Source organism: Acinetobacter sp. Tr-809 (assembly GCF_011753255.1).
GTDB lineage: Bacteria > Pseudomonadota > Gammaproteobacteria > Pseudomonadales > Moraxellaceae > Acinetobacter.
In genome coordinates this window covers 269,556-290,891 of record NZ_VWVZ01000005.1, presented here as the reverse complement: position 1 = coordinate 290,891, position 21,336 = coordinate 269,556, and the positions used below count along the sequence as shown (strand labels likewise).

Annotated in this window: 19 protein-coding genes; 9 read left to right on the top strand and 10 right to left on the bottom strand. The window is 38.6% G+C overall.

All coding sequences use genetic code 11. The annotated features are described in order from the left end of the window. Window positions 1-222: 222 nt before the first annotated feature. The 4 genes from F3J02_RS13125 (at window position 223) to F3J02_RS13110 (ending at window position 6,202) form a co-directional block, all read left to right on the top strand. The gene (locus F3J02_RS13125) at window positions 223-1,494 is read left to right on the top strand and encodes a sensor histidine kinase (RefSeq protein ID WP_167249937.1); all 1,272 of its coding nucleotides are present in this window, start codon (window positions 223-225) and stop codon (window positions 1,492-1,494) included. Window positions 1,495-1,566: 72 nt separating this feature from the next. Continuing rightward, a complete protein-coding gene (gene glnE / locus F3J02_RS13120) occupies window positions 1,567-4,314 on the top strand; it encodes a bifunctional [glutamate--ammonia ligase]-adenylyl-L-tyrosine phosphorylase/[glutamate--ammonia-ligase] adenylyltransferase (protein ID WP_167249935.1) in 2,748 nt (915 codons plus the stop codon). A gap of 30 nt (window positions 4,315-4,344) precedes the next feature. Beyond that, a complete protein-coding gene (locus tag F3J02_RS13115) occupies window positions 4,345-5,271 on the top strand; it encodes a branched-chain amino acid transaminase (RefSeq protein WP_004652473.1) in 927 nt (308 codons plus the stop codon). 175 nt (window positions 5,272-5,446) lie between these two features. Next, on the top strand, window positions 5,447-6,202 hold the full coding sequence (locus F3J02_RS13110; protein ID WP_005206212.1) for a hypothetical protein: 756 nt from the start codon (window positions 5,447-5,449) through the stop codon (window positions 6,200-6,202). An 86-nt stretch (window positions 6,203-6,288) separates the two neighbouring features. Here the strand turns inward: F3J02_RS13110 and F3J02_RS13105 are convergent, their stop codons facing one another. The 3 genes from F3J02_RS13105 to F3J02_RS13095 are packed head-to-tail and all read right to left on the bottom strand — an operon-like array spanning window position 6,289 to window position 9,396. Next, window positions 6,289-7,314 carry an NAD-dependent epimerase gene (locus tag F3J02_RS13105; RefSeq protein ID WP_167249933.1) on the bottom strand — a complete coding sequence of 342 codons (1,026 nt, stop codon included), beginning with the start codon at window positions 7,312-7,314 and terminating at the stop codon, window positions 6,289-6,291. Further along, window positions 7,311-8,480: a nucleotide sugar dehydrogenase gene (locus F3J02_RS13100; RefSeq protein WP_167249931.1), complete on the bottom strand. Its 1,170-nt coding sequence runs from the start codon at window positions 8,478-8,480 to the stop codon at window positions 7,311-7,313. The genes F3J02_RS13105 and F3J02_RS13100 overlap by 4 nt, the downstream gene beginning before the upstream one ends. A 34-nt stretch (window positions 8,481-8,514) precedes the next feature. Next, on the bottom strand, window positions 8,515-9,396 hold the full coding sequence (locus F3J02_RS13095) for an ATP-grasp fold amidoligase family protein (RefSeq protein ID WP_167249926.1): 882 nt from the start codon (window positions 9,394-9,396) through the stop codon (window positions 8,515-8,517). A gap of 373 nt (window positions 9,397-9,769) precedes the next feature. Here F3J02_RS13095 and F3J02_RS13090 point away from each other — a divergent pair, with 373 nt between their 5' ends. The 4 genes from F3J02_RS13090 to F3J02_RS13075 all read left to right on the top strand — a co-directional run bounded on the left by F3J02_RS13090 (window position 9,770) and on the right by F3J02_RS13075 (window position 13,389). Further along, window positions 9,770-10,768 carry a Stealth CR1 domain-containing protein gene (locus F3J02_RS13090; protein ID WP_167249924.1) on the top strand — a complete coding sequence of 333 codons (999 nt, stop codon included), beginning with the start codon at window positions 9,770-9,772 and terminating at the stop codon, window positions 10,766-10,768. Window positions 10,769-10,771: 3 nt separating this feature from the next. Further along, entirely contained in the window at window positions 10,772-11,530 is a 759-nt protein-coding gene (locus tag F3J02_RS13085; RefSeq protein WP_167249922.1) for a glycosyltransferase family 25 protein, read from the top strand. A gap of 73 nt (window positions 11,531-11,603) precedes the next feature. Continuing rightward, window positions 11,604-12,518, top strand: a complete 915-nt coding sequence (locus F3J02_RS13080) for a glycosyltransferase family 32 protein (protein ID WP_167249920.1) — start codon at window positions 11,604-11,606, stop codon at window positions 12,516-12,518. 91 nt (window positions 12,519-12,609) lie between these two features. Further along, window positions 12,610-13,389: a glycosyltransferase family 25 protein gene (locus tag F3J02_RS13075; RefSeq protein ID WP_167250103.1), complete on the top strand. Its 780-nt coding sequence runs from the start codon at window positions 12,610-12,612 to the stop codon at window positions 13,387-13,389. Window positions 13,390-13,426: 37 nt separating this feature from the next. Here the strand turns inward: F3J02_RS13075 and F3J02_RS13070 are convergent, their stop codons facing one another. After that, window positions 13,427-14,434, bottom strand: a complete 1,008-nt coding sequence (locus F3J02_RS13070) for a glycosyltransferase family 2 protein (protein ID WP_167249918.1) — start codon at window positions 14,432-14,434, stop codon at window positions 13,427-13,429. Window positions 14,435-14,504: 70 nt separating this feature from the next. Here F3J02_RS13070 and F3J02_RS13065 point away from each other — a divergent pair, with 70 nt between their 5' ends. Further along, complete coding sequence (locus F3J02_RS13065) at window positions 14,505-15,293, top strand: glycosyltransferase family 25 protein (RefSeq protein ID WP_167249916.1); 789 nt, start codon at window positions 14,505-14,507, stop codon at window positions 15,291-15,293. A gap of 6 nt (window positions 15,294-15,299) precedes the next feature. Here F3J02_RS13065 and F3J02_RS13060 read toward each other — a convergent pair whose 3' ends face one another. From F3J02_RS13060 to F3J02_RS13035, 6 genes are all read right to left on the bottom strand, one after another. Then, entirely contained in the window at window positions 15,300-16,076 is a 777-nt protein-coding gene (locus tag F3J02_RS13060; protein ID WP_167249914.1) for a glycosyltransferase family 32 protein, read from the bottom strand. A 304-nt stretch (window positions 16,077-16,380) separates the two neighbouring features. After that, complete coding sequence (locus tag F3J02_RS13055; RefSeq protein WP_167249912.1) at window positions 16,381-17,154, bottom strand: glycosyltransferase family 32 protein; 774 nt, start codon at window positions 17,152-17,154, stop codon at window positions 16,381-16,383. A 129-nt stretch (window positions 17,155-17,283) separates the two neighbouring features. After that, window positions 17,284-18,153, bottom strand: coding sequence for a lysophospholipid acyltransferase family protein (locus F3J02_RS13050; protein WP_167249910.1), 870 nt, complete (start codon window positions 18,151-18,153; stop codon window positions 17,284-17,286). A 4-nt stretch (window positions 18,154-18,157) separates the two neighbouring features. Further along, window positions 18,158-18,379 carry a hypothetical protein gene (locus F3J02_RS13045; RefSeq protein ID WP_005269244.1) on the bottom strand — a complete coding sequence of 74 codons (222 nt, stop codon included), beginning with the start codon at window positions 18,377-18,379 and terminating at the stop codon, window positions 18,158-18,160. Window positions 18,380-18,502: 123 nt separating this feature from the next. Further along, entirely contained in the window at window positions 18,503-20,284 is a 1,782-nt protein-coding gene (aspS, locus tag F3J02_RS13040) for an aspartate--tRNA ligase (RefSeq protein WP_016162615.1), read from the bottom strand. Between the two features lie 144 nt (window positions 20,285-20,428). After that, a complete protein-coding gene (locus F3J02_RS13035; RefSeq protein ID WP_167249908.1) occupies window positions 20,429-21,199 on the bottom strand; it encodes a DUF4184 family protein in 771 nt (256 codons plus the stop codon). Window positions 21,200-21,336: the final 137 nt, after the last annotated feature.

Sequence of the window (21,336 nt, the reverse complement as noted above, 5' to 3'; positions counted from 1 at the left end):
TTAAATAATAAAGATGGAGTTTGCAATACTGTTAGTTACTTTGTGGTGAGCAGGTAGGGGGACTTACAAAGTTAAAATTTAATGAAATTTCACGTTTTGTTGCGAATTGATTGAATCAACAATTGCCTTTTCTGTTAAAGTTTGTTAATACTAAGTGATAGTTTTCACATTTTTTTTATAAAACGTAAAGAACCGTATAACGAAAATATTCGAGAGGCGGGAATGACGATTCAATTATTAGAACTACAACAAGCCGAAAAGTTAAGTGCTTGTAAAATCTCTCTTTCTTTGGGGCTAACTTCAGAGCAGAACTTGCTTGAGCAATTTTTACAGTTCAACCGAAAACTGATGCAAACCAGTACTGCATTGCTGTCATTTCACCAAGAACCTTACCTGTGGCATCGTTGCCCTGAAAAACTCAAAGCCATTGATTCCGTAAAAATTACTAAAAGTCTCAATACCTTATTTGTGAATGGTGATTTAGTCGATAGTGAGCATCCGCAATACTCAACCTTACTGGCATTTCTCGCACCCCTAAAAAAGAAAATCCAAACTGCGGTTGCGTTACATCTCAGGCATCCAGACCAAACTTCACTCGGCTATATTATCCTGTTTGATGAAGCTGCCCAAGGCTTTAGTGATTTACAAAAACAACTCCTGCAGGAACATTGCATCAACTTCATGCAACAACTGGAATTGAAGTTTAACCACGATGAACTAAAAGAATTATATGAACAAGAAGCTGCACTGAACTTTAGTAAAACCAAATTCTTTTCGATTATTTCGCATGATTTACGCGCACCGTTTCATGGGCTACTAGGTTTTTCTGAAATATTGGCAAAAGAACGCGAAACCTTAGACGAGTCTAGCATTCAGAATATTGCCGACTATCTTTATGATACTTCGCAATCGACCTATAACTTATTGGAAAGCTTGCTCAATTGGGCAATGGCCGAAGGTGGGCGTTTTGTCTATCACCCAATCAACTTTAAGTTACGTCAGATCACCAATATCGTGACCGATATTCTCAAAACTTTGGCGATTAAGAAGAATATTCAACTGATTAATGAAGTCGATGAAAATCTTAAAGTCTATGCCGATATGAATATGATCACCTCGGTCATTCAGAATCTGGTGTCTAATGCGCTGAAATTTACCGATGTCGATGGTACGGGCAAAGTCTATATTCAAGCACAGCATAAAGGCACTTATGTTGAAGTCTATGTCAAAGACACCGGTCTCGGCATGACTCAACAACAAATCAACGATCTGTTCCAGCCACGGATTACTATGAGTTATAAAGGCACCGCTGGAGAAAAAGGTGCGGGTCTGGGCTTAAGTTTGTGTAAGCGCTTTGTAGAAATGAATTTAGGTGAAATCAATGTTAGCTCCAATGAGGGCGAAGGCACGGTATTTACAGTGTTGCTGCCAATCGAACGTGAACAGGTTGATTTATGTACGGATCAACAAAAAAGCAAAGCGAAATTAGTCTAAAGAGATTTTAAAGATAAGCTTGTAACTGATATAACTAACCTAGATGACATGACATCAGTCGAGCCTTTTTATATGAATGCGCAACAGCTACAAAAAACCTTAGTTGCAAGCCAATATGCTGAACAAGTTTTAAATTTATACAAATTACAATTAGAACAAGACTATTCCGAAGATCAATTTCTGGACTCGCTGTCGACCGAAACCATCTATCAAAAAGTGCAACTGGCTGTAGCTGAACTCACTGATGAACAATCATGGATGAAAGCGTTACGCGTACTCCGTGCCAAGCTGATGTTTCGCTGGATTTGGCAAGATGCCAATCAACTGACCAATGTGGTGACACTGACCCGTGAGTTATCCGATTTTGCTGATGCCAGTATTTGTGCCGCCAAAGCTTTTGCATTACCACCTTTATTAGCCAAACATGGTGAACCGATCGGTTATTCAGGTCAGTTACAAGATCTGATTGTGATTGGCATGGGCAAGCTCGGTGCCCAAGAGCTGAACCTTTCTAGTGATATAGACCTGATTTTTGCCTTCGATGAACAAGGCGAAACCAATGGGCGTAAATGTATTGATGTACAGCAGTTTTGTATTTTGTGGGGGCAGAAGCTGATTTATCTGCTTGATCATATTACCGCAGATGGTTTTGTGTTCCGTGTCGATATGCGTTTGCGTCCGTGGGGTGATGGTTCAGCGCTGGCAATTAGCCATAGCGGATTAGAAAAATATCTGAGTCAGCATGGGCGTGAATGGGAACGTTATGCATGGATTAAGGCGCGCGTGATTACAGGTGGCAAAGCGGGCGAAGAATTACTAGACATGTCACGTCCGTTTGTGTTCCGTCGCTATGTCGATTATTCCGCTTTCGCTGCTATGCGTGAAATGAAAGCCATGATCGAGCGTGAGGTCATGCGCCGTAATATCGAAGAGGATATTAAGCTCGGTGCAGGTGGGATTCGTGAAATCGAGTTCATCGTGCAGGTGTTCCAGTTGATCTATGGTGGATCGAAGCGCGAACTGCAAGATCGTCAATGTCTGGTCAATTTGCATCATTTGGGTGAAGCAGAATTATTGGATCAGCAAGCGGTGATTGATCTGGAAGATGCCTATCTATTCCTAAGACGTGTCGAACATGCGATTCAAGCCTTGAATGATCAGCAGACCCAATCTTTGCCAACCGAGCCTGAATTGAGACAACGGATGTTGGATACATTGGGTTTTGCTGATTGGGCTTCGTTCTTGGATGTACTCAATCAGAAACGTGACAAGGTTAAAGTCCAGTTTAAACAGTTGATTCAGGAAAAAGAATTTGCTGAACCTGTTGATGACTTTGTACAGCTTGAACAAAAACTCCATGCGGTATTGGATGATGATGCCAAGAGCTTGATTCAAAACTTTTGGCATGGGCAGGCATTACGCAAAATCCCTGCCAGTGCCTTAGAGCGTTTAAAGAAATTCTGGCCGCATTTGATTGAAGCGATTTTACAGTCGGATCAACCGCAAATGGCACTGTTACGTTTGATGCCATTGGTCGAATCGGTGCTACGTCGTACGGTTTATCTGGTCATGCTGATGGAAAGCCGGGGTGCTTTACAGCGACTGGTCAAGATGGCAACTGTCAGTCCATGGATTTGTGAGGAACTGGCGCAGTATCCAGTTTTGCTCGATGAATTTTTATCGATGGATTTTGGTCTGCCGCAACGCAAAGATCTGGAAGATTCACTGCGTCAACAGTTGCTACGCATCGAGATTGATCAAGTTGAAGATCAAATGCGAGTGCTGCGCTTATTTAAAAAGAGCAATGTACTTACCGTTGCAGCTAGTGATGTGCTTGCAGAAAGTCCGTTGATGAAAGTCTCTGATGCACTCACTGATATTGCCGAAGTCAGTGTACAAGCGACTTTACGCTTGGCTTATGAGGCAGTTGCGCAGCGTCATGGTTATCCAGTCGGAAATAATGGGCAGCGTTGTAGTCTTGATAGCAAAGGCTTTGCCGTGATTGCCTATGGCAAATTGGGTGGCATTGAGTTGGGCTATGGCTCAGACTTAGATTTAGTGTTTATCCATGCCTTTGAAGAGCATAGTGAAACTGATGGGCGTAAGGGCATTAGTGGTGCTGAGTTTGCCATTCGTGTTGCACAAAAGTTTATGTCTTTAATGACCACGCAGACCCTAGATGGTCGTGTTTATGAAATTGATACCCGTCTTCGACCTTCAGGTGAAGCAGGGATGTTGGTCACCAGTTTAAAAGCTTATGAGCAATATCAACAAAAAAGTGCCTGGTTATGGGAGCATCAAGCCTTGGTGCGTGCTCGCTCGATTGCGGGAGATAGTGGATTATGCACGCAATTTGAACAGATCCGCTGCCAAATCCTGACCCAAGTACGTGATGAAAATGTAGTGCGTGAAGAAGTGTTGAAAATGCGCCAAAAGATGAAGGATCATTTGGGATCATCTTCTGAGCAAAAAAAACATGGGATTTTTCATTTAAAACAGGACTCAGGTGGTATCGTTGATATCGAATTTATGGCACAGTATGCTGTGCTTGCATGGAGTGGGACGAATACAGATCTCGCCCATTTTTCCGATAATGTAAGAATTCTAGAAGATGCTGCTAAAGCAGGCTGCTTATCCAGTGAAGATGCCACAGCATTAATACACGCTTATCTCCGTGAACGAGCTGAGAGCCACCGTCTAGCGCTTGCAAATCAATCTATGCAAGTCAATGCTGCGGATTGGCACGATACCCGCGAGATCGTTTGCAAGTTATGGCAAAGATTAATTGATCCAACTGCGCAAGCATTGGAAAGTGAATAATTGTGTAAAAAAGAAAATGGAGTATATGCGATGAGTTTGGCTGATCGTGATGGTTTTATTTGGCAAGATGGAAAATTAGTTGATTGGCGTGATGCAAAAATTCACGTCTTGACTCACACACTACACTACAGCATGGGTGTCTTTGAAGGCGTCAGAGCTTACGAAACACCGAATGGTACAGCAATCTTCCGTTTGCAAGATCATACTAAACGCTTATTAAATTCAGCAAAAATTTATCAAATGAATGTTCCATTTGATCAAGCGACACTAGAACAAGCACAAATCGATGTGGTGCGTGAAAATAAATTAGCATCTTGCTATTTACGTCCATTGATTTGGATTGGTTCTGAAAAACTCGGTATTGCCGCAACTGACAACACCATTCATGCCGCGGTTGCAGCATGGGGCTGGGGTGCATACCTAGGTGAAGAAGCAATGGCACGTGGTATTCGTGTGAAAACCTCTTCATTCACGCATCACCATCCAAACGTGACCATGTGTAAAGCAAAAGCATGTGGTAACTATACGGTGTCGATCTTGGCGCATCAGGAAGTAGCGCGTTCAGGTTATGACGAAGCAATGTTGCTTGACCCACAAGGCTTTGTTTGCCAAGGTGCGGGCGAGAACGTATTCCTGATCAAAGATGGTGTCTTGCATACCCCTGATTTAGCAGGTGGCGCGTTAGAAGGGATTACCCGTCAAACCGTGATTACCATTGCTAAAGACCTTGGTTATGAAGTGGTGGAACGCCGTATTACCCGTGATGAATTCTACATTGCAGATGAAGCATTCTTTACCGGTACTGCTGCGGAAGTGACGCCAATCCGTGAATATGATGACCGTGAAATCGGTTGTGGTTCGCGTGGTCCGATTACCACTGTGATTCAAAAGACTTTCTTTGATGCAGTACAAGGCCGCAATGACAAATATGCACACTGGTTAACTTATATTAAATAAGCTGTAATCGTGCACAAAGGCGAAGCTTAGGCTTCGCTTTTTTATTGACGAATTAATACTAAAAAAAACAATCCGCTCTATGCTAAGATGAGCGTATATTCAGTGCATATGATTGAACACTTTTGTTTTTTTGGACAAAGTGTAGCCTCGTATCTCAAGCATTTAAGGTTATCAGATGGTAGATATTCAACAAAATTCGGCAACTCATGAAGACAATGTGATCTTATGCATGAAGTGGGGAACCAAGTATGGTGCTGAGTACGTCAACCGTTTGTATAACATGGTCAAACGTCATTTGACTTTACCTTTTAAAATGGTGTGCTTAACGGATCGTACCGAAGGTATTGACCCGAATGTTCAATGTTTCCCAATTCCATCTTTAGATTTACCTGCGGGTAGTCCTGAACGTGGCTGGAATAAACTGTCGACCTTTGAGCCTGATCTGTATGGCTTAAAAGGAAATGCTTTATTCCTCGATCTGGATGTAGTGATCATTGATAATATTGACTGCTTCTTCCAAGCGGAAGGTGAGTTCTTGGTGATTCACGACTGGAAACGCCCTTGGCGTATCACAGGCAATAGTTCGGTTTATCGTTTTAAACTGGGCGCTTTCCCTGATATTTTGCCGTACTTCCGTGCAAACTTTAAAGAGATCAGTCAAAAGTTCCGTAATGAACAAGAGTACCTGTCTTGGTTTGTGCATAAAGAAGGCAAATTGAGTTATTGGAATAAAGAGTGGTGCAAAAGCTATAAATACCACTGTTTAAGACGAGTGCCATTTGCTTATTTCCAGCCGCCTATCAAACCAAAAGGCGCAAAAATTATTATTTTCCATGGTGAGATTAATCCACCTGATGCGATCAGTGGTGGCGGTGGTAAGTGGTATCGCTATGTATTGCCATCGGATTGGATTAAAGAGTCTTGGCAATAATCCAAGCCTTGTTCATCCTGAAATTGAATAGATGAATAGGATAAAAAAATCAGGCGGAATGCCTGATTTTTTTGCTTTAAGGGTTGTTAAATATTGTGGTATTGGCGATACCAATCGACAAAGTTTTTCACTCCATCAACCACTGAAGTTGCGGGTTTATAGTCCACATAGTTTTCAAGCGCAGAGCTATCAGCAAAGGTATCTGGCACATCACCTGGCTGGAGGGGGAGAAGGTCTAAAATCGCTTCTTTGCCTGCTGCTTTTTCAATGGCCTGAATGTATTCAATCAGTTTCACCGTACGGTTGTTACCAATATTGAAAATTCTAAATGGGGCATTGCTGGTTGCAGGGTTTGGATGGTTGCTGTCCCAAGTCTCATCAGGTGTTGCAATCTTGTCGCTGGTACGAATGATCCCTTCAACAATATCATCGATATAGGTGAAGTCACGTGTGTGATTGCCGTGATTAAATACAGGAATCGGTTTACCTTCAAAAATGTTCTTGGTGAACTTAAATAAGGCCATATCTGGACGTGTCCATGGACCATAGACGGTAAAGAAGCGTAACCCTGTGGTTGGCAATTTAAATAAATGACTGTAGCTATGTGCCATTAATTCATTGGCGCGTTTAGTTGCGGCATAGAATTGTAAAGGATGATCCACGCCGTGTTGCTCGCTAAAAGGCATGGTGGTGTTGGCGCCATATACACTACTGGTACTTGCATAGGTCAAGTGTGGTGTTTCTGCATAGCGGCAGGCTTCCAAAATGTTGGTAAACGCAATCAGATTGCTTTCCACGTAGCTATGCGGGTTCTCCAATGAGTAACGTACACCTGCTTGTGCAGCCAAATGAATGACACGATCAAAAGTATGATCTTGGAAGCATTGATCCACCACAGCTTTATTGGCGAGATTGTCACGAATCAGAGTGAAACTACCTGTATCGTTGCGTTCAGCCAACAGCTGTAATTGCTGAGCACGGGCCTCTTTCAGGGATGGATCATAATAATCGTTAAAATTATCAAAACCGACCACATCATCACCGCGTTCCAGCAGTTTTTTTGCAACACTAAAGCCGATGAATCCAGCAGCACCTGTGACTAGAACTTTCATTCATCGCCTCCAAAAATATCTCGGGTATAAACTTTATCTTGTACATCTAGCAATTCATTGGAGAGGCGATTGGCAATAATCACATCGCAAGATTGTTTGAATTCATTTAGATCCTGAGTGACTTTTGACTTAAAGAAGCTGTCTTCATGAAAGGTTGGTTCATAAATAATAATCTCCAGACCTTTGGCCTTTAGTCGCTTCATCACGCCTTGAATGGCTGAGGCGCGGTAATTGTCAGAGCCACTTTTCATCACTAAACGGTAAATTCCCACCGTACTTGGATTTCGTGCGAGAACTGAATCTGCAATAAAATCTTTACGAGTGCGATTGGCATCGACAATGGCTTTAATCAGATTGCTTGGGACGTTGTTATAGTTAGCCAGTAATTGCTTGGTATCTTTTGGCAGACAATAGCCGCCGTAGCCAAAAGATGGATTATTATAATGACTGCCAATACGAGGATCGAGACAAACGCCATCAATTACTTGCTTCGTATCTAGACCAAAGCTTTGTGCATAAGTATCTAGTTCATTGAAGAAGGCAACTCGCATTGCTAAATAGGTATTGGCAAATAGCTTAATTGCTTCAGCCTCGGTCGAGTGAGTCAGCAATACAGGAATATCCTGCTTGATCGCACCTTCGACCAGTAGGTCTGCAAATTGCTGGGCACGTTCAGACTGTTCACCGACAATAATCCGCGAAGGATAAAGGTTGTCGTGCAGCGCTTTGCCTTCACGTAAAAACTCTGGTGAGAAAATAATGTTTTGGGTTTGATATTTGTTTTTGACTTGTTCAGTGAAACCAACAGGCACTGTTGATTTAACGATCATGGTCGCATTTGGATTGACTGCCAAAACATCTTGGATGACACTTTCTACACTTTGCGTATTAAAATAATTGGTTTGTGGATCGTAATCGGTTGGGGTAGCAATAATAATAAAATCAGCATCTTGATAAGCCAGTTGCTGATCAGTGGTGGCTGTGAAATTTAGGTTTTTTTCTTTTAAAAAGAGTGAAATATCATGATCTTGAATCGGTGATATTTTGTCGTTCAGCAAATCTACTTTACTTTGTAGGATATCAAGTGCAATGGTTTCATGGTGTTGTGCAAATAGCATAGCATTTGACAATCCGACATATCCTGTTCCAGCAATCGCTATTTTCATAAATACCTAACAGATTCTAATACATGATGGACGGCTAATAGGATAACCAGAGTGAGCCTAATTTTAAATCCCATTCTACTGGTGTAATGACCATTCGCCCTGCATTCGGAGTGAGGGTGATTTCACTAAAATACACATGATCTTGAGACAATAGGAAGTCAATTCGGCTATAACCATACGCAAAACAAAGCTTTTCTGACAGTTGAATAATTTCTTGCAATTGTTTCGGTGCCGTTAAAGCGGAAGGAGAGTTTTCTTTAAGATCGACCCGAAATGGCTGTAACTGCCATTGAGTGTCATACATATTTGAGTAGTCATTGCCTTGAGCATCTTGAACATCAATTTCCAAATATTCGGGGCGGCCTTCAAAACAGTGCACACGACACGTAGTAATGGTGGATTGGCTGGTAGGGTCGACATAGAGCTCAACATATTCCTCAACCAGCACTTTAGGGCAAATATCTTTGTAGTGCCATTCACGCTTTCTAAAATACATGTTCATTTTGAGATGATTTTTGATTTTAGCTGTTGCTGCTTCTACACTAAATTTGCTCTTGTCGCGGCAGATCATGGCGCTGCCACTGTCATGGGTACACTTTAAAACAAATTGATTGGGTAACTGATTAAAATCAATCTCATCAATACATTTGTAAATGCCAATCAATGGAACAAAATAGGCATCACCGACTTTTGCTGAAACCAGCTGTCTGACTGCGCATTTGTCTGCTAATTTTGTGAATAGCGGACTTCGCTCAAAAATCATTCGCGCAGTAACTTTTTCATTGAAGCTTTTTGGCGAGCAAAAATTAGGGGTATAACCTAATTTGCAGATAAACCGTTTAGTCAGATACGCTTTATCTGAAACAAATTTAGTTCTAATTATTTTTGCTTGATACTCAAAGTAATTATAAATCATCAGTCAAAAGATTAAATCCCATTAAAGTAACCTGTAATTATAATAAAAATACCTAAATTCGTCTAATAAAAATGTCGTAAATATTGATGAGAAATGATTCCAAAAGGTTTGATTTTGTTAGGGATTGTCAGAGTTTAAGTTGCGATTAATAAAGTTGCTAAATTGGCTAAATTGCGCGATGCATGAGCACTTCTCTGATGTGAGAATTTTAATAATTATAATATATTGATTTATATGGAATGATTACATGATCAAGATGCCTAGCATTACGAAAAGAGACTGCCTGTGAACAGATCAGTGATGTTATCATGTAGTCCTAGATTAAACATGTTTGGCCGATTCTTGTGCCTTCTAATCGTTTAAGAGTGAATTGATGAGTGAAATGATGCAACCGGTTGATGTGGTGATTGCTTGGGTGGATGGCAATGATCCAAAGTTAAAGCAGAAGCGCATGCAGTATCAGGGCAAAGTACTAGCTTCTGATGCTATTAGTGATACTCGCTTTGCCAGCAACCATGAAATTTATTATAACGTTGCATCTATTCTGAAATATGTCCCATTTTGCAGACATATCTATATTGTGACTGATGGTCAGCAACCGCAATGGATTGATGACTTTGTTCAGGATGGGATTTGTGAGGCAGGTAAAATTCGGATTGTTGATCATCGTGAAATCTTTACGGGTTATGAGCAATACTTACCCACTTTCAATACACGTTCGATTGAAACCATGCTCTGGAATATTCAGGGTGTATCCGATTACTTTTTCTACTTGAATGATGATTTCTTTTTCAATGCACCTGCGCAGTTGGAAGATATTCTGATTGATCAGAAAATGGTGATTTACGGGCATTGGCAAAGCAGTTTTGTGCTCAAGGCCAAACTTTGGTATCGTCAGGTTTTAAATCAATATTTTAATAAGCCCATTCAGCCTAAACATATGATTGCGCAAATGTTAGGTGCAGATATGCTTGGATTTAAAAAGTTTTTTGAGATTCACCATTATCCGCACGCGGTTGACCGTAAAATATTACAAGACTATTTACTTGCACATCCCAAGTTTTTAGACAAACAGATTCAGCATAAGTTCCGCAGTGTCGAACAAATCAATCCGATTTCATTGATGAATCATTTAAAAATTCAAAAGGGTGAGGCCTTGTTAAAGCCTGATCTTGAGATTGCCTATTTGAAAAATGAAAGCAGTTTAAGTAGCTTCTTGCAAAGTTTGGGCAATGAACAGATTAAATATGGGTGTATGCAAAGTTTGGATCAATTGAGTGATGCGGCAGCGGCAGAAATTTATGCAGCTTTAAATCAAAAATTGGCAGGCTATATCCCGAAAGTTTTATTGGCTGAAACGGCCAAAGGATAAATGATGAAAGTTGAAACTTATCTAATTAATCTTGATGGCAGTGATCAGCGTCTAGCCAGTGCAACGGCCCAATTGCAGCACGAGGGTTGGCCATTTACCCGTTTTGCTGCCTACGATGGTCGTGGTAAGGCTTTATCAGAGTTTACAAATTATGATGATGTAGAAGCACAGAAAATTTTAGGGCGTAGTCTGATTAATTCTGAATTAGGTTGTTATCTGAGCCACTATGGCTGTGCTGAAAAATTTCTTGAAACTGATGCTGATTATTTGGTGGTATTAGAAGATGATATTCAGGTTCTACCCAACTTTAAGCAGAATCTTGATTCGCTTCTTAACTATTTAGATCAGCATAAAGAATTAGATTGGTACGTGGTAAATATGGCTGCTAAAAAGAAAAAATTAGCAAAAGACATTATCCAGATAGATCAATATCAATTGTGGCATGCTTACTATTTTCCGATTCGTGGGGTCGGATTGCTTTGGTCTCGCAAAGGTGCAGAAGAGTTTGTAAAAGTTGGTAAACAAATTCATGTTCCTGTCGATATCTTCTTCCAAGGCTGGCTCAGTAAAAATGGTAAAGGTCTAGGCGTTTGGCAACCTTTTGTAAAACCAGCAGGTTTAGACAGTGATATTTTAGGTACTGTTGCAAGTCAGGGGATTCAGCGTAAAGACTTGGAAAAGCGTGATTCATCTCATGGTTTCAAGAAGCAGAAAAGAATGTGGCGTGACCGTTTTTATGCTTTTAAGCATCTCTTCCTTTAATGAAAGTGATATGTGTAAATCATTGGCATGACATGAAAAGCACAAGTGATTTGATTTTTGCTGAGTTCCCTCTATGAAAATATTTAAAAAAATATTCTATCTCTTAAAGTTTTATACGATGTATTCGAATAAAAAGAGAGGAGTGAATGAAGCAATAGATAATGAAGCAGATTTAATTGTTCTTAATCCGGTTGTGCAAAATGCGGTGATTCCTAAAAAAATCTGGATGTATTGGGAAGGGACACTTTCAAGCTTTGTTGAACAATGTGTTGAGCAAGTGAAAAAAACCAATCCGGACTATGAGGTTAATTTTTTAACCCCTGATACCGTTAAGGATTTTTGTGACATTGACTATGAGCGCTTTCAACATGCAACACCTCAGCAAAAAGCTGATCTCATCCGTTTTGAGCTGATTTATCAACATGGTGGCATTTGGCTAGATGCCAGTACGATTGTTTATGAGAGTTTGGACTGGATTCAAGCGTTAGTGTTGAAGAATCAAACCAATAGCTTTGCCTACTATCGTGCGAAGAACACCACCCTTAAAGAGTTTCCCGTATTAGAGAACTGGTTACTGGCCAGTACAGAGAAAAATATCTTCTTTAAAGCGTGGTTCAATGAGTTGGCAAAAGCCATTGAAATGAGCCCTAAAGCTTATCTACAGCAACTTAAGCAAACAGAGCCACAATATCAGGACTTATTTCAACAGATTGGTCGTTTAGAATATTTGGTTGCCTATGTGGCTTGTCAGAAGGTGATGCGTAGCCATTTACCAAGTATGAGTTTGATTAACTGTGATAAAAATGCCTTATTTTTCCAAGTGAAGCATCAATGGGTCAAAGAAAAAGTGCTGATTGATATGGCAATCAATTACCCGCCTCAGGAAATGCCAAGATTGATTAAGCTTGCCGGTAAGGAAAGAAAAACCCTGAGCCATTATTATGAAAAGGGAATGTATCTGGATGGTTCTCTGCTTGATCTTTCTTAACTTTTAGACAACTTCGCTGCCTATATGAATTGGTGGTGAAGCTTATTCAAAAAGGTAGTAAAATATGACTAATCTTCAGTTTTTTACTACTATGAAAAAATTTGTTATTAGTCTCTCGACGGCCAGTGAACGTAGAGAACATATTTGTAGTGAGTTTGGTAAAAAAAGTATAAATTTTGACTTTTTTGATGCTTTGACTCCTGAGCCAGCAGCTCTTTTTGCGAAAGAACTTAACTTAAACGTTGATAGACAGTCTTTAACAAAAGGTGAAGTTGCATGCTTTATGAGCCATGTTTTCTTGTGGAATAAAATGATCAACGAGAATATTCCACATATGGCTATTTTCGAAGATGATATTTATTTAGGTGAAAATGTTAAAGCATTTCTTACTGATAACTCTTGGATTGACTCTAATTGGCATCTGATCAAGATTGAAGAATTTACCTCCAAAGTTGCATTAGGACAACAGATTAAAACCTTTAATAGTGAGCCTGATAGAGCACTTTTTGAGCTTAAAAGTAAGAACCTTGGGACGGCTGGTTATATTCTTTCTTTACATGGGGCTAAGCAATTAATCAGCTACATTCAGTCATTGGATAAGTTGATTGCCTTGGATCACTTGATGTTTGAAAAGCTTATTCAAGATAAAATTTTATCTGTATCTCAGATGAAACCAGCCTTGTGTATCCAAGACGTAACACTCTTTTCTACAAAGGATAGTGTGCGTTTTGCAAGTCATTTGTATAAAGAACGCTTAACCAGAAGACATTATGATAAAAAAACAGGTCTGGATAAAATATTTTTAGAATTAAGTCGAATTTTTCAACAAATCAGAAATCTTATTTTCTTTAAGACTGTTGGATTTAAGTAAGGGGTTTTCCCAAGAATATATTGCTACTCTTGGGTATTTATTTTATAACTTTACTTAGTTTTCTGGCTAAATAGTGGCCAAAAATACCGAAGTCTAGAAATATAAATAAAAGTTTCTCTCTTTTTGTTTGTATAATACTGAGATTAACTTTTAAACCTTTCATTTCTTTTTTGATTTCTTTCCAGTTTTTATTCGTAATAAAATAACCTTTACTTTTTTTTGATTCATCTAGGTAGATGTAAGAAAAATGAAGTAGTGGTATTGCAAATACTTCATTTTTTTTAGTGTTTTTAATTAGTTCTTTAATTAAAACAGAGCAACTATTTAATAGCTTGTTTTTTGTTGCTAGATTATTCTCGCGCGTAGCACTACTTTCTAAAATTCTATAATTATAAATGCTATCTTTAATTATAAATATACTCTCAATTTCAGTAAGTATCTTCGATACAATAAATGCATCTTCAAAATGGGTCATATCTGTTGGGAATGGATTATTGAGAAGTAACTCTCGTTTAAATACTCTTAGCCAAGAGAACCAATTGTTTTGATTGAAAATATTGCGAAGTAATTCATCGTTGACCTTATGTAGACCAGATAATGACGGTTGGGATAGGTGATAGTTTTTTTCAGGTGCACCCTCGAAAAAACAATATGCATTAAACTGGATCAGATCAGGAAATTTCTGAATCGCAGACAATATCTTAGAAATATATTGGTCAGCAATGATGTCATCGGAGTCTATAAAGGTTATATAGCTACCATTAGCACTCTGTACGCCATTATTTCGCGCATGACTTACACCTAGGTTTTTTTGGTGAATGACTACAAAATTCTGTTTGAGCGAATTGGGTAGTTTGTCTATAAAATCATCAATAATTTGTGCGGATCGGTCAGTTGAACCATCGTTGATAATAATAACTTCGATATTATTTTCTATTTGATTGCATACACTTAGCAGACATTCATGAATGTATTTTTCAACATTGTATACAGGAATAATAATACTTAAACAGATCATCGAAGGGATATAGCGAATTTGAGTCATATCCTATTTTATCCTATAATTACTCAAATAACAGTACGTTGTTAGCAAGATCCTGAGAAGAGAGCATTGAATGGATATTTCTGTCGTTAGCTTAAAAAATGCACTTGAAAGAAGGGTGCATATAAATAAGCAATTTATGACTCAACAAATTGAATTTCAATATTTTGATGCTATTGAACCTCATCAGATTGATGAGGCACTTAAAAATACAGGAATCGAACTTAAAAATTGTTCTTTAACAAAAGGTGAGATAGGTTGTCTTTTAAGCCATCTCTCTTTGTGGAAAAAAGTAATTGATAATAACTTACCCTATATGGCAATTTTTGAAGATGATATTTATTTAGGTTCAAAAGCAAAATCGTTTCTAAAAGATAGCTCCTGGATACCTGAAAGTGCAGAGGTTATTAAACTTGAAGCATTTTCAGATTCGGTTCAGGTTGAGCTTTTTTCTAAAAAAGATATTATTAATGATAGATCCCTATTTATTTTAAAAGGGAGGCATTTGGGCACGGCTGGTTATATTATTTCCAATGCAGGAGCTAGAAATTTATTTGATTATATTGGTGGGTTGGATGTTGTAAAACCAATTGATGATATTATGTTTGATAGCTATATTGCAAATAAAGTAATATATCAGATGCAGCCAGCATTATGTATTCAAGACTTTATTTATAATAAAGATATTAAATTTGTGAGTTGCCTTCAGAAGGATCGTTCAGAAAGACATAAAAATGAAATGATTTCTCCTGTAAAAATAAATAAAATAAGCTTAAAAATAAAAAGAGAGATCTATCGGTTTTTTGTTCAAATTTACAGTTTGCATTATAAAATTTTCAAAAAGAAAATAGAGTTCAAGTAGTCTAAGCTACTTGAACTTATATTTTAGATAATATCGAATCAAGTTAAATAGGCTTGAAATATTTATTTTTTTTGCCAAATTCTTTAAGAAAATTTTATCTGTTGCTACATTTTCAGTTAAAACTTTATTTGTATAATGTACGGTATGTACTTTTTCTTTGTAGCTTTCTTTTTTATCTTTATCTAACCATGAGCCAATAAAGTGATGAGTGGTATAATTTTGAGGAAGATCTAAACAGAAATAAGAAGAACAGAAAATATGAATTTTATTGGATCCATCATTGCCAATCTGATTTTCATCTTTATGCGGGTCAATTGCATAAAAGTTGGTTAGAAGATTGCTGATCGTAACCGTATTGGGTGGTTCATCATGACTGTAAATCTTTGAGTCATAATAATCTAACATTCTTTTGGTGAGTGAGTGATGAGGAATACTTCCCCATACGGCAGAAGTGAAAGGAATCGCGTCAATTTCAAAACTGCTAAATGCTTCTAGTCCTAGAAATTCATCTATCGAGTGTTTAATTTCAACATCTGTATCTAAGTAAACCCCTCCAAACTCATTTAATGCAAATGCTCTAACGTAGTCTGAGACAAAGGCATACTTTCTTTCTTCATATGCTTTTTGAGCAAAAGGGTGGCTGTTAATGTTGAAATTTTCTTCATTCCATAGCTTAATTTCCCAATCAGGACATTTCTCTTGCCAGCCGTTGATATAGTGTTGTAGTGGTTCGGGAATTTTTTTTCCTCCAAACCAACAGTAGTGAATAATCTTGGGGATCATGGAATAGAATTTAAGTCTAAGGTATCTAGATAATATACCATTATTTTTATAATTATGATTGTCATAGCATTTTTAGTACATAATTTTATATTCAATTTATCTGTTTTTTATACATTAAAGTGATGTACTTTTAGATAAGTCTAAAAAGTTAGCTCAAGCACTTTATATTTTTGAGTGAGTGGCTATAGAAATTAAGAATGGTGCGGCTCTATCGCCTCCGAATCTTTATGAAATATCGCCTTTATAGCTTTAACTTTTATATCAAGAGGTTGCATATGCTTTAATATGCAACCTCTTTGGATTCTTATTTTATCTTTGCCCGGACGTAGTAACGTATAATTATTAATAGTTGGCTTAGGTTTATTTTTTTAGCTATTTTCTTTAGTTGATCTTTTTCACAAAAAAAATCATTTTCTAGCTTGTTTGAATAGTATTTATTATGTAGTTGTTGCTTATATGGTTTTCTATTGTGGTGGTCTTCTATCCATGAGCCAACAAAATGGTGTGTCGTGTAGTTTATTGGGAGATCTAAACAGAAATAGTTCGATGGAAAAATATGAATAATATTTTTATTATCACTTCCAACTTGATAAGAATCTGTTTTTTTATCTATATGGAAATCAGTAGTGAGAATATCTGAAATAAATAGAGTATTAGGAGGAGATTGATTAGAGTAAGTTTTATTATGGTAGTAGTCTAAGATTTTTTTTGAAAAACTGTGCTTTGGTATTGACCCCCATACAGCAGTAAAAGGTAAGTCAACTCCTTCAAAGCCGCTAAATGCTTCATAACTTAAGAAATTATCGATTGGTAACTTGATTTCGACATCCGTATCTAAGTAAACACCTCCAAATTCATATAATGCCCATGCACGTACATAATCTGAAACAAAAGCATATTTTTCTTGTTGATATGCAGATCGGGTAAAAGGGTGGCTATTAATATCGAAATTTTCTTCATTCCATAGCTTAACTTCCCAATCGGGACATTTTTCTTTCCAACCATTGATATAGTGTTGTAATGGTTCTGGAATATTCTTTTTTCCAAACCAACAATAATGAATAATTTTAGGAATCATTTAGGTAAAGAGTAAGTCTAAACAGAATGATAATATATCATTGTTTTATTAAGTTTTTGTAGTTCTAGCGTTTTAATCTGAATTGATTTGAACTAAGTTGACGATGGAATTCATAAAAATAAGTTTTGATTATCTATAATGATCTTTATTAGTTGATTCACCTCTAAACCGTTTATAACCCCACATATATTCAGCAGGAAAGCGATTGATCATCTGTTCAACTGCTTGATTAAGTGCTGTTGTGGCAACTTCGATATCTCGATCATATAATTTTGGATCATTCAGATCGTCACAATAGACATCAAAACCTTCGCCATCTTCACGACGGAAACAACTTAAGCCGACTAGGCGACATTCGGTTTTTTGGGCCATTTTACTGGCAAGCGTGCTGGTTAGGCATGGAATCCCAAAAAAAGGAACAATGACACCGCCAGACGGATCTGGGACATGATCGGGCAAGATGACACTGAAACCACCTTGCTTCAGATTTTTAAACAAGGCCTTTACACCAGATGCATCAGTTGGGACTAACGTGGCGTTAAGACGCTGACGTGCATGCAAGGCAAATGCATTAAAGCCAGAATCTTTCATTGGTTTGTACATAATGGTTGGAATGCCGTATTGATGCACCCAAGCATTCATCATTTCCCATGTACCCAAATGCGGAGTAATAATCAGTGCACCTCTTGGATCACTGAGTGCATCTGTTAATACTTCTAAATGATGTACCGTATGAATCTGCTGGATGCTCCATTCAGGTGGCATCGCCCAGCATTTTCCAGATTCAATATAACTGAGGCATTGTTTGGTGACGCTTTCTCTGGCGAGCTGTTCTTTTTGTTCTGGACTAAGTTGAGGATAAGCTAGTCCTAAATTGATTCTGGTTTTCCACAGCATACTTTTATTCGGATTTTGATTGATAAAGTAGGCCACCACTTTTGCGATACTACGCAAAAGTGTTAAAGGGAGAATACGAAGTAGGGTAGCGTAAAACGACATGATCTTAGTCTTGTTTGTCTACGTTGCCCTTAAGCACCATATAGATTAATGCGACAAAAATCAGCAGAGCACCGGCCAAGCTACTTACACAGAAGTATAAAATGCGTTGATTGGTATCCATATTGAAGAGTTCATTTGCCAAGATGTAACGCATGAAAAACCATTGAGCAAGTGAAAATACAATAATTACAATTGCATGTCGACGTACATCAGGACGCATTGCCATAAGATGGATCTCTCAATAAAAAAGCAGCTTATTATGCCACTAGCTGCCATGTTCGCAAAGCAAAACTCGAATATAAAAAACCCTGCATAGAGCAGGGTTCTATTTGAATCATAAACCTATGGTTTATTTTTCTTCAGCTTTTGCTTTTTCGCGTAAACGAATACCTAAGTCGCGCAATTGGTTTGCTTCAACTGGTGCAGGTGCTTGAGTCAATGGACATTCAGCTGTCTTGGTTTTCGGGAATGCAATCACATCACGAATCGAAGATGCGCCAGTCATTAACATGATTAAACGGTCAAGACCAAATGCCAAACCACCGTGTGGAGGCGCACCATAACGGAGTGCATTCAATAAGAAGCTGAATTTTTCTTCGGCTTCTTCTTCACCAATACCTAAAGCTTCAAAAATTGCTTTCTGCATTTCTAAAGTATAGATACGAAGCGAACCACCACCGATTTCAGTACCGTTCAGGACCATATCGTATGCAACAGAAAGGGCTTCACCTGGATTGCTCTTCACTTCTTCAACACTTGATTTTGGTAGTGTGAATGGGTGGTGAACAGAAGTCCATTTGCCATCATCAGTTTCTTCGAACATCGGGAAGTCAACAACCCAAAGTGGTGCCCACTCACAAGTAGTCAGCTTCAAGTCATGACCGATTTTAACACGAAGTGCGCCCATCGCATCATTTACAACTTTAGCTTTATCCGCACCAAAGAACACGATGTCGCCATTTTCAGCGCCAACACGTTTTAATAAATCAAGCACGATTGGCTCGATGAATTTAACGATTGGAGATTGAAGACCTTCAATACCTTTTTCAAGTTCGTTGACTTTGATGTACGCCAAGCCTTTTGCACCGTAGATGCCAACAAATTTGGTGTATTCATCAATCGCACTACGTGGCAATGAACCAGCACCAGGAACACGTAAAGCAACGATACGGCCTTTAGGATCTTTTGCAGGACCAGCGAAGACTTTGAACTCTACGTCTTGCATCAAGTCTGCAACGTCAACCAGTTTCAATGGAATACGCATATCCGGTTTGTCAGATGCATAGTCACGCATTGCGTCGGCATAGGTCATACGTTCAAATTTATCGAATTTTACATTCAATAATTCATTGAACATTTTAACCGTTAAGCCTTCCATTAAATCCATGATGTCATCGTCACTCATGAACGATGTTTCAACGTCGATTTGGGTAAATTCAGGCTGACGATCCGCACGTAAATCTTCGTCACGGAAACATTTAGCAATCTGGTAATAACGGTCGATACCACCCACCATCAACAACTGTTTGAACAATTGTGGTGATTGTGGAAGTGCGTAGAAGCTACCATTTGAAACACGGCTTGGCACGAGATAGTCACGTGCACCTTCTGGGGTTGCGCGTGTCAAAATTGGTGTTTCAACGTCTAAGAAACCATGATCTTCAAAATAGTTACGGATCAAGTTAGTGACTTTAGAACGGAAACGTAAGCGCTCTAACATTTCTGGACGACGGATGTCCAAGAAACGATATTTCAAACGTATTTCTTCTGAAATATTGGTGTTTTCATCATTCAATGGGAATGGTGGAGTATCAGAAGCTGCTAGAACTTCGATATCTTTACCTAAAACTTCAATTTGACCACTCACCATGTTGGCATTTTCAGTACCTTCATAGCGACGACGTACACGACCTGTAATTTTTAATACAAATTCTGAACGTGCTTTATCTGCTGTTGCGAATGCTTCAGGCGTATCTGGATCGATAACGACCTGAACGAGACCATCACGGTCACGCATATCAAGGAAAATCACACCGCCATGGTCACGGCGACGGTGAACCCATCCGCATAAAGTAACTGTTTGATCGATTTGGGCTTCTGTTAAAGAGCCACAGTAATGAGTGCGCATCATATTGAATTATTTATCCAAACTATATTGGCTGTAGAAGGTGAATGCGTAAACAGCGCAGCACCAATGAAGGGGAGATTATGCCTTGTTGGACGTATAGTCTCAAGTCTTAATGTTTTCAAGCGAATTTTAAACAGACGCTTTTTGTTAAAATGATTTTAGACGCTCTGTCCGATCTAAAAATAAGAATAATAGACAAGCCACAGTAAAGACCGTTAAGCCAGCTTGGGTAAATTCATTAATCGATTTACCAATAAAAAAATAGCGTTCACTGTTCCAAAGATCAGTACTGATATGTTGGTTGTAGTCTAAAACTGAGAACAGCCCATATAAGATGGAGAGGATAACACTGAGTAGTGCAAACCCTTTGAGTTTAACTGGGACGGGATCTGGATGTTGATGGGTCTTATAATAATGCCAGCACATTCTTATGAGGAACGGCAAAGCAATAATAGAAGAGCCAATCTGCAAGACAAAATGTAATGGATAACTAAAACCCAACAATGAAATGTTCTGAGCCAGAATTTCTTTAAAAGCAAAAGTTCGAAAATCGAGATGGGTGAGTCCATCCCAGATCAAATGTGTGCTGATCCCCAGTATAAGTGCCAGACAACTCAGAAGGCTGAAAGAAATAAAGTCATCCAGTGAGTGAATATTTAAAGGGTGTCTGATTTCAAGACAGCGATAGGTCACAGGACGATAGATTAAATACCATAAGAGGCAAAAGAATAATCCAATGGGTAGATTTGGAAATAAGATGCCTGACCACTGGTGGGTTAAAGCGATATTTTCTTGGGTAAATAATCGATAGAGATCGGGGGTCATACATCCAATTGCCAAGGCTGCGACAGGCAAATGCCCCTGACTTAATTTGGATAAAGGTGGAGCGAGGACGGCATGGGAAAGTGTAAAAGGCATATCGTTGAAAAACGACCATTCATTGAATCATGAAGAAGTAGTGTAGCAAATGTTCGTTGTTGCACTGTTTTTTATTGCAAAATAAATGAAATGTTATAATATAACAAAAATAACGATCGACTGATTCGAGACACGAT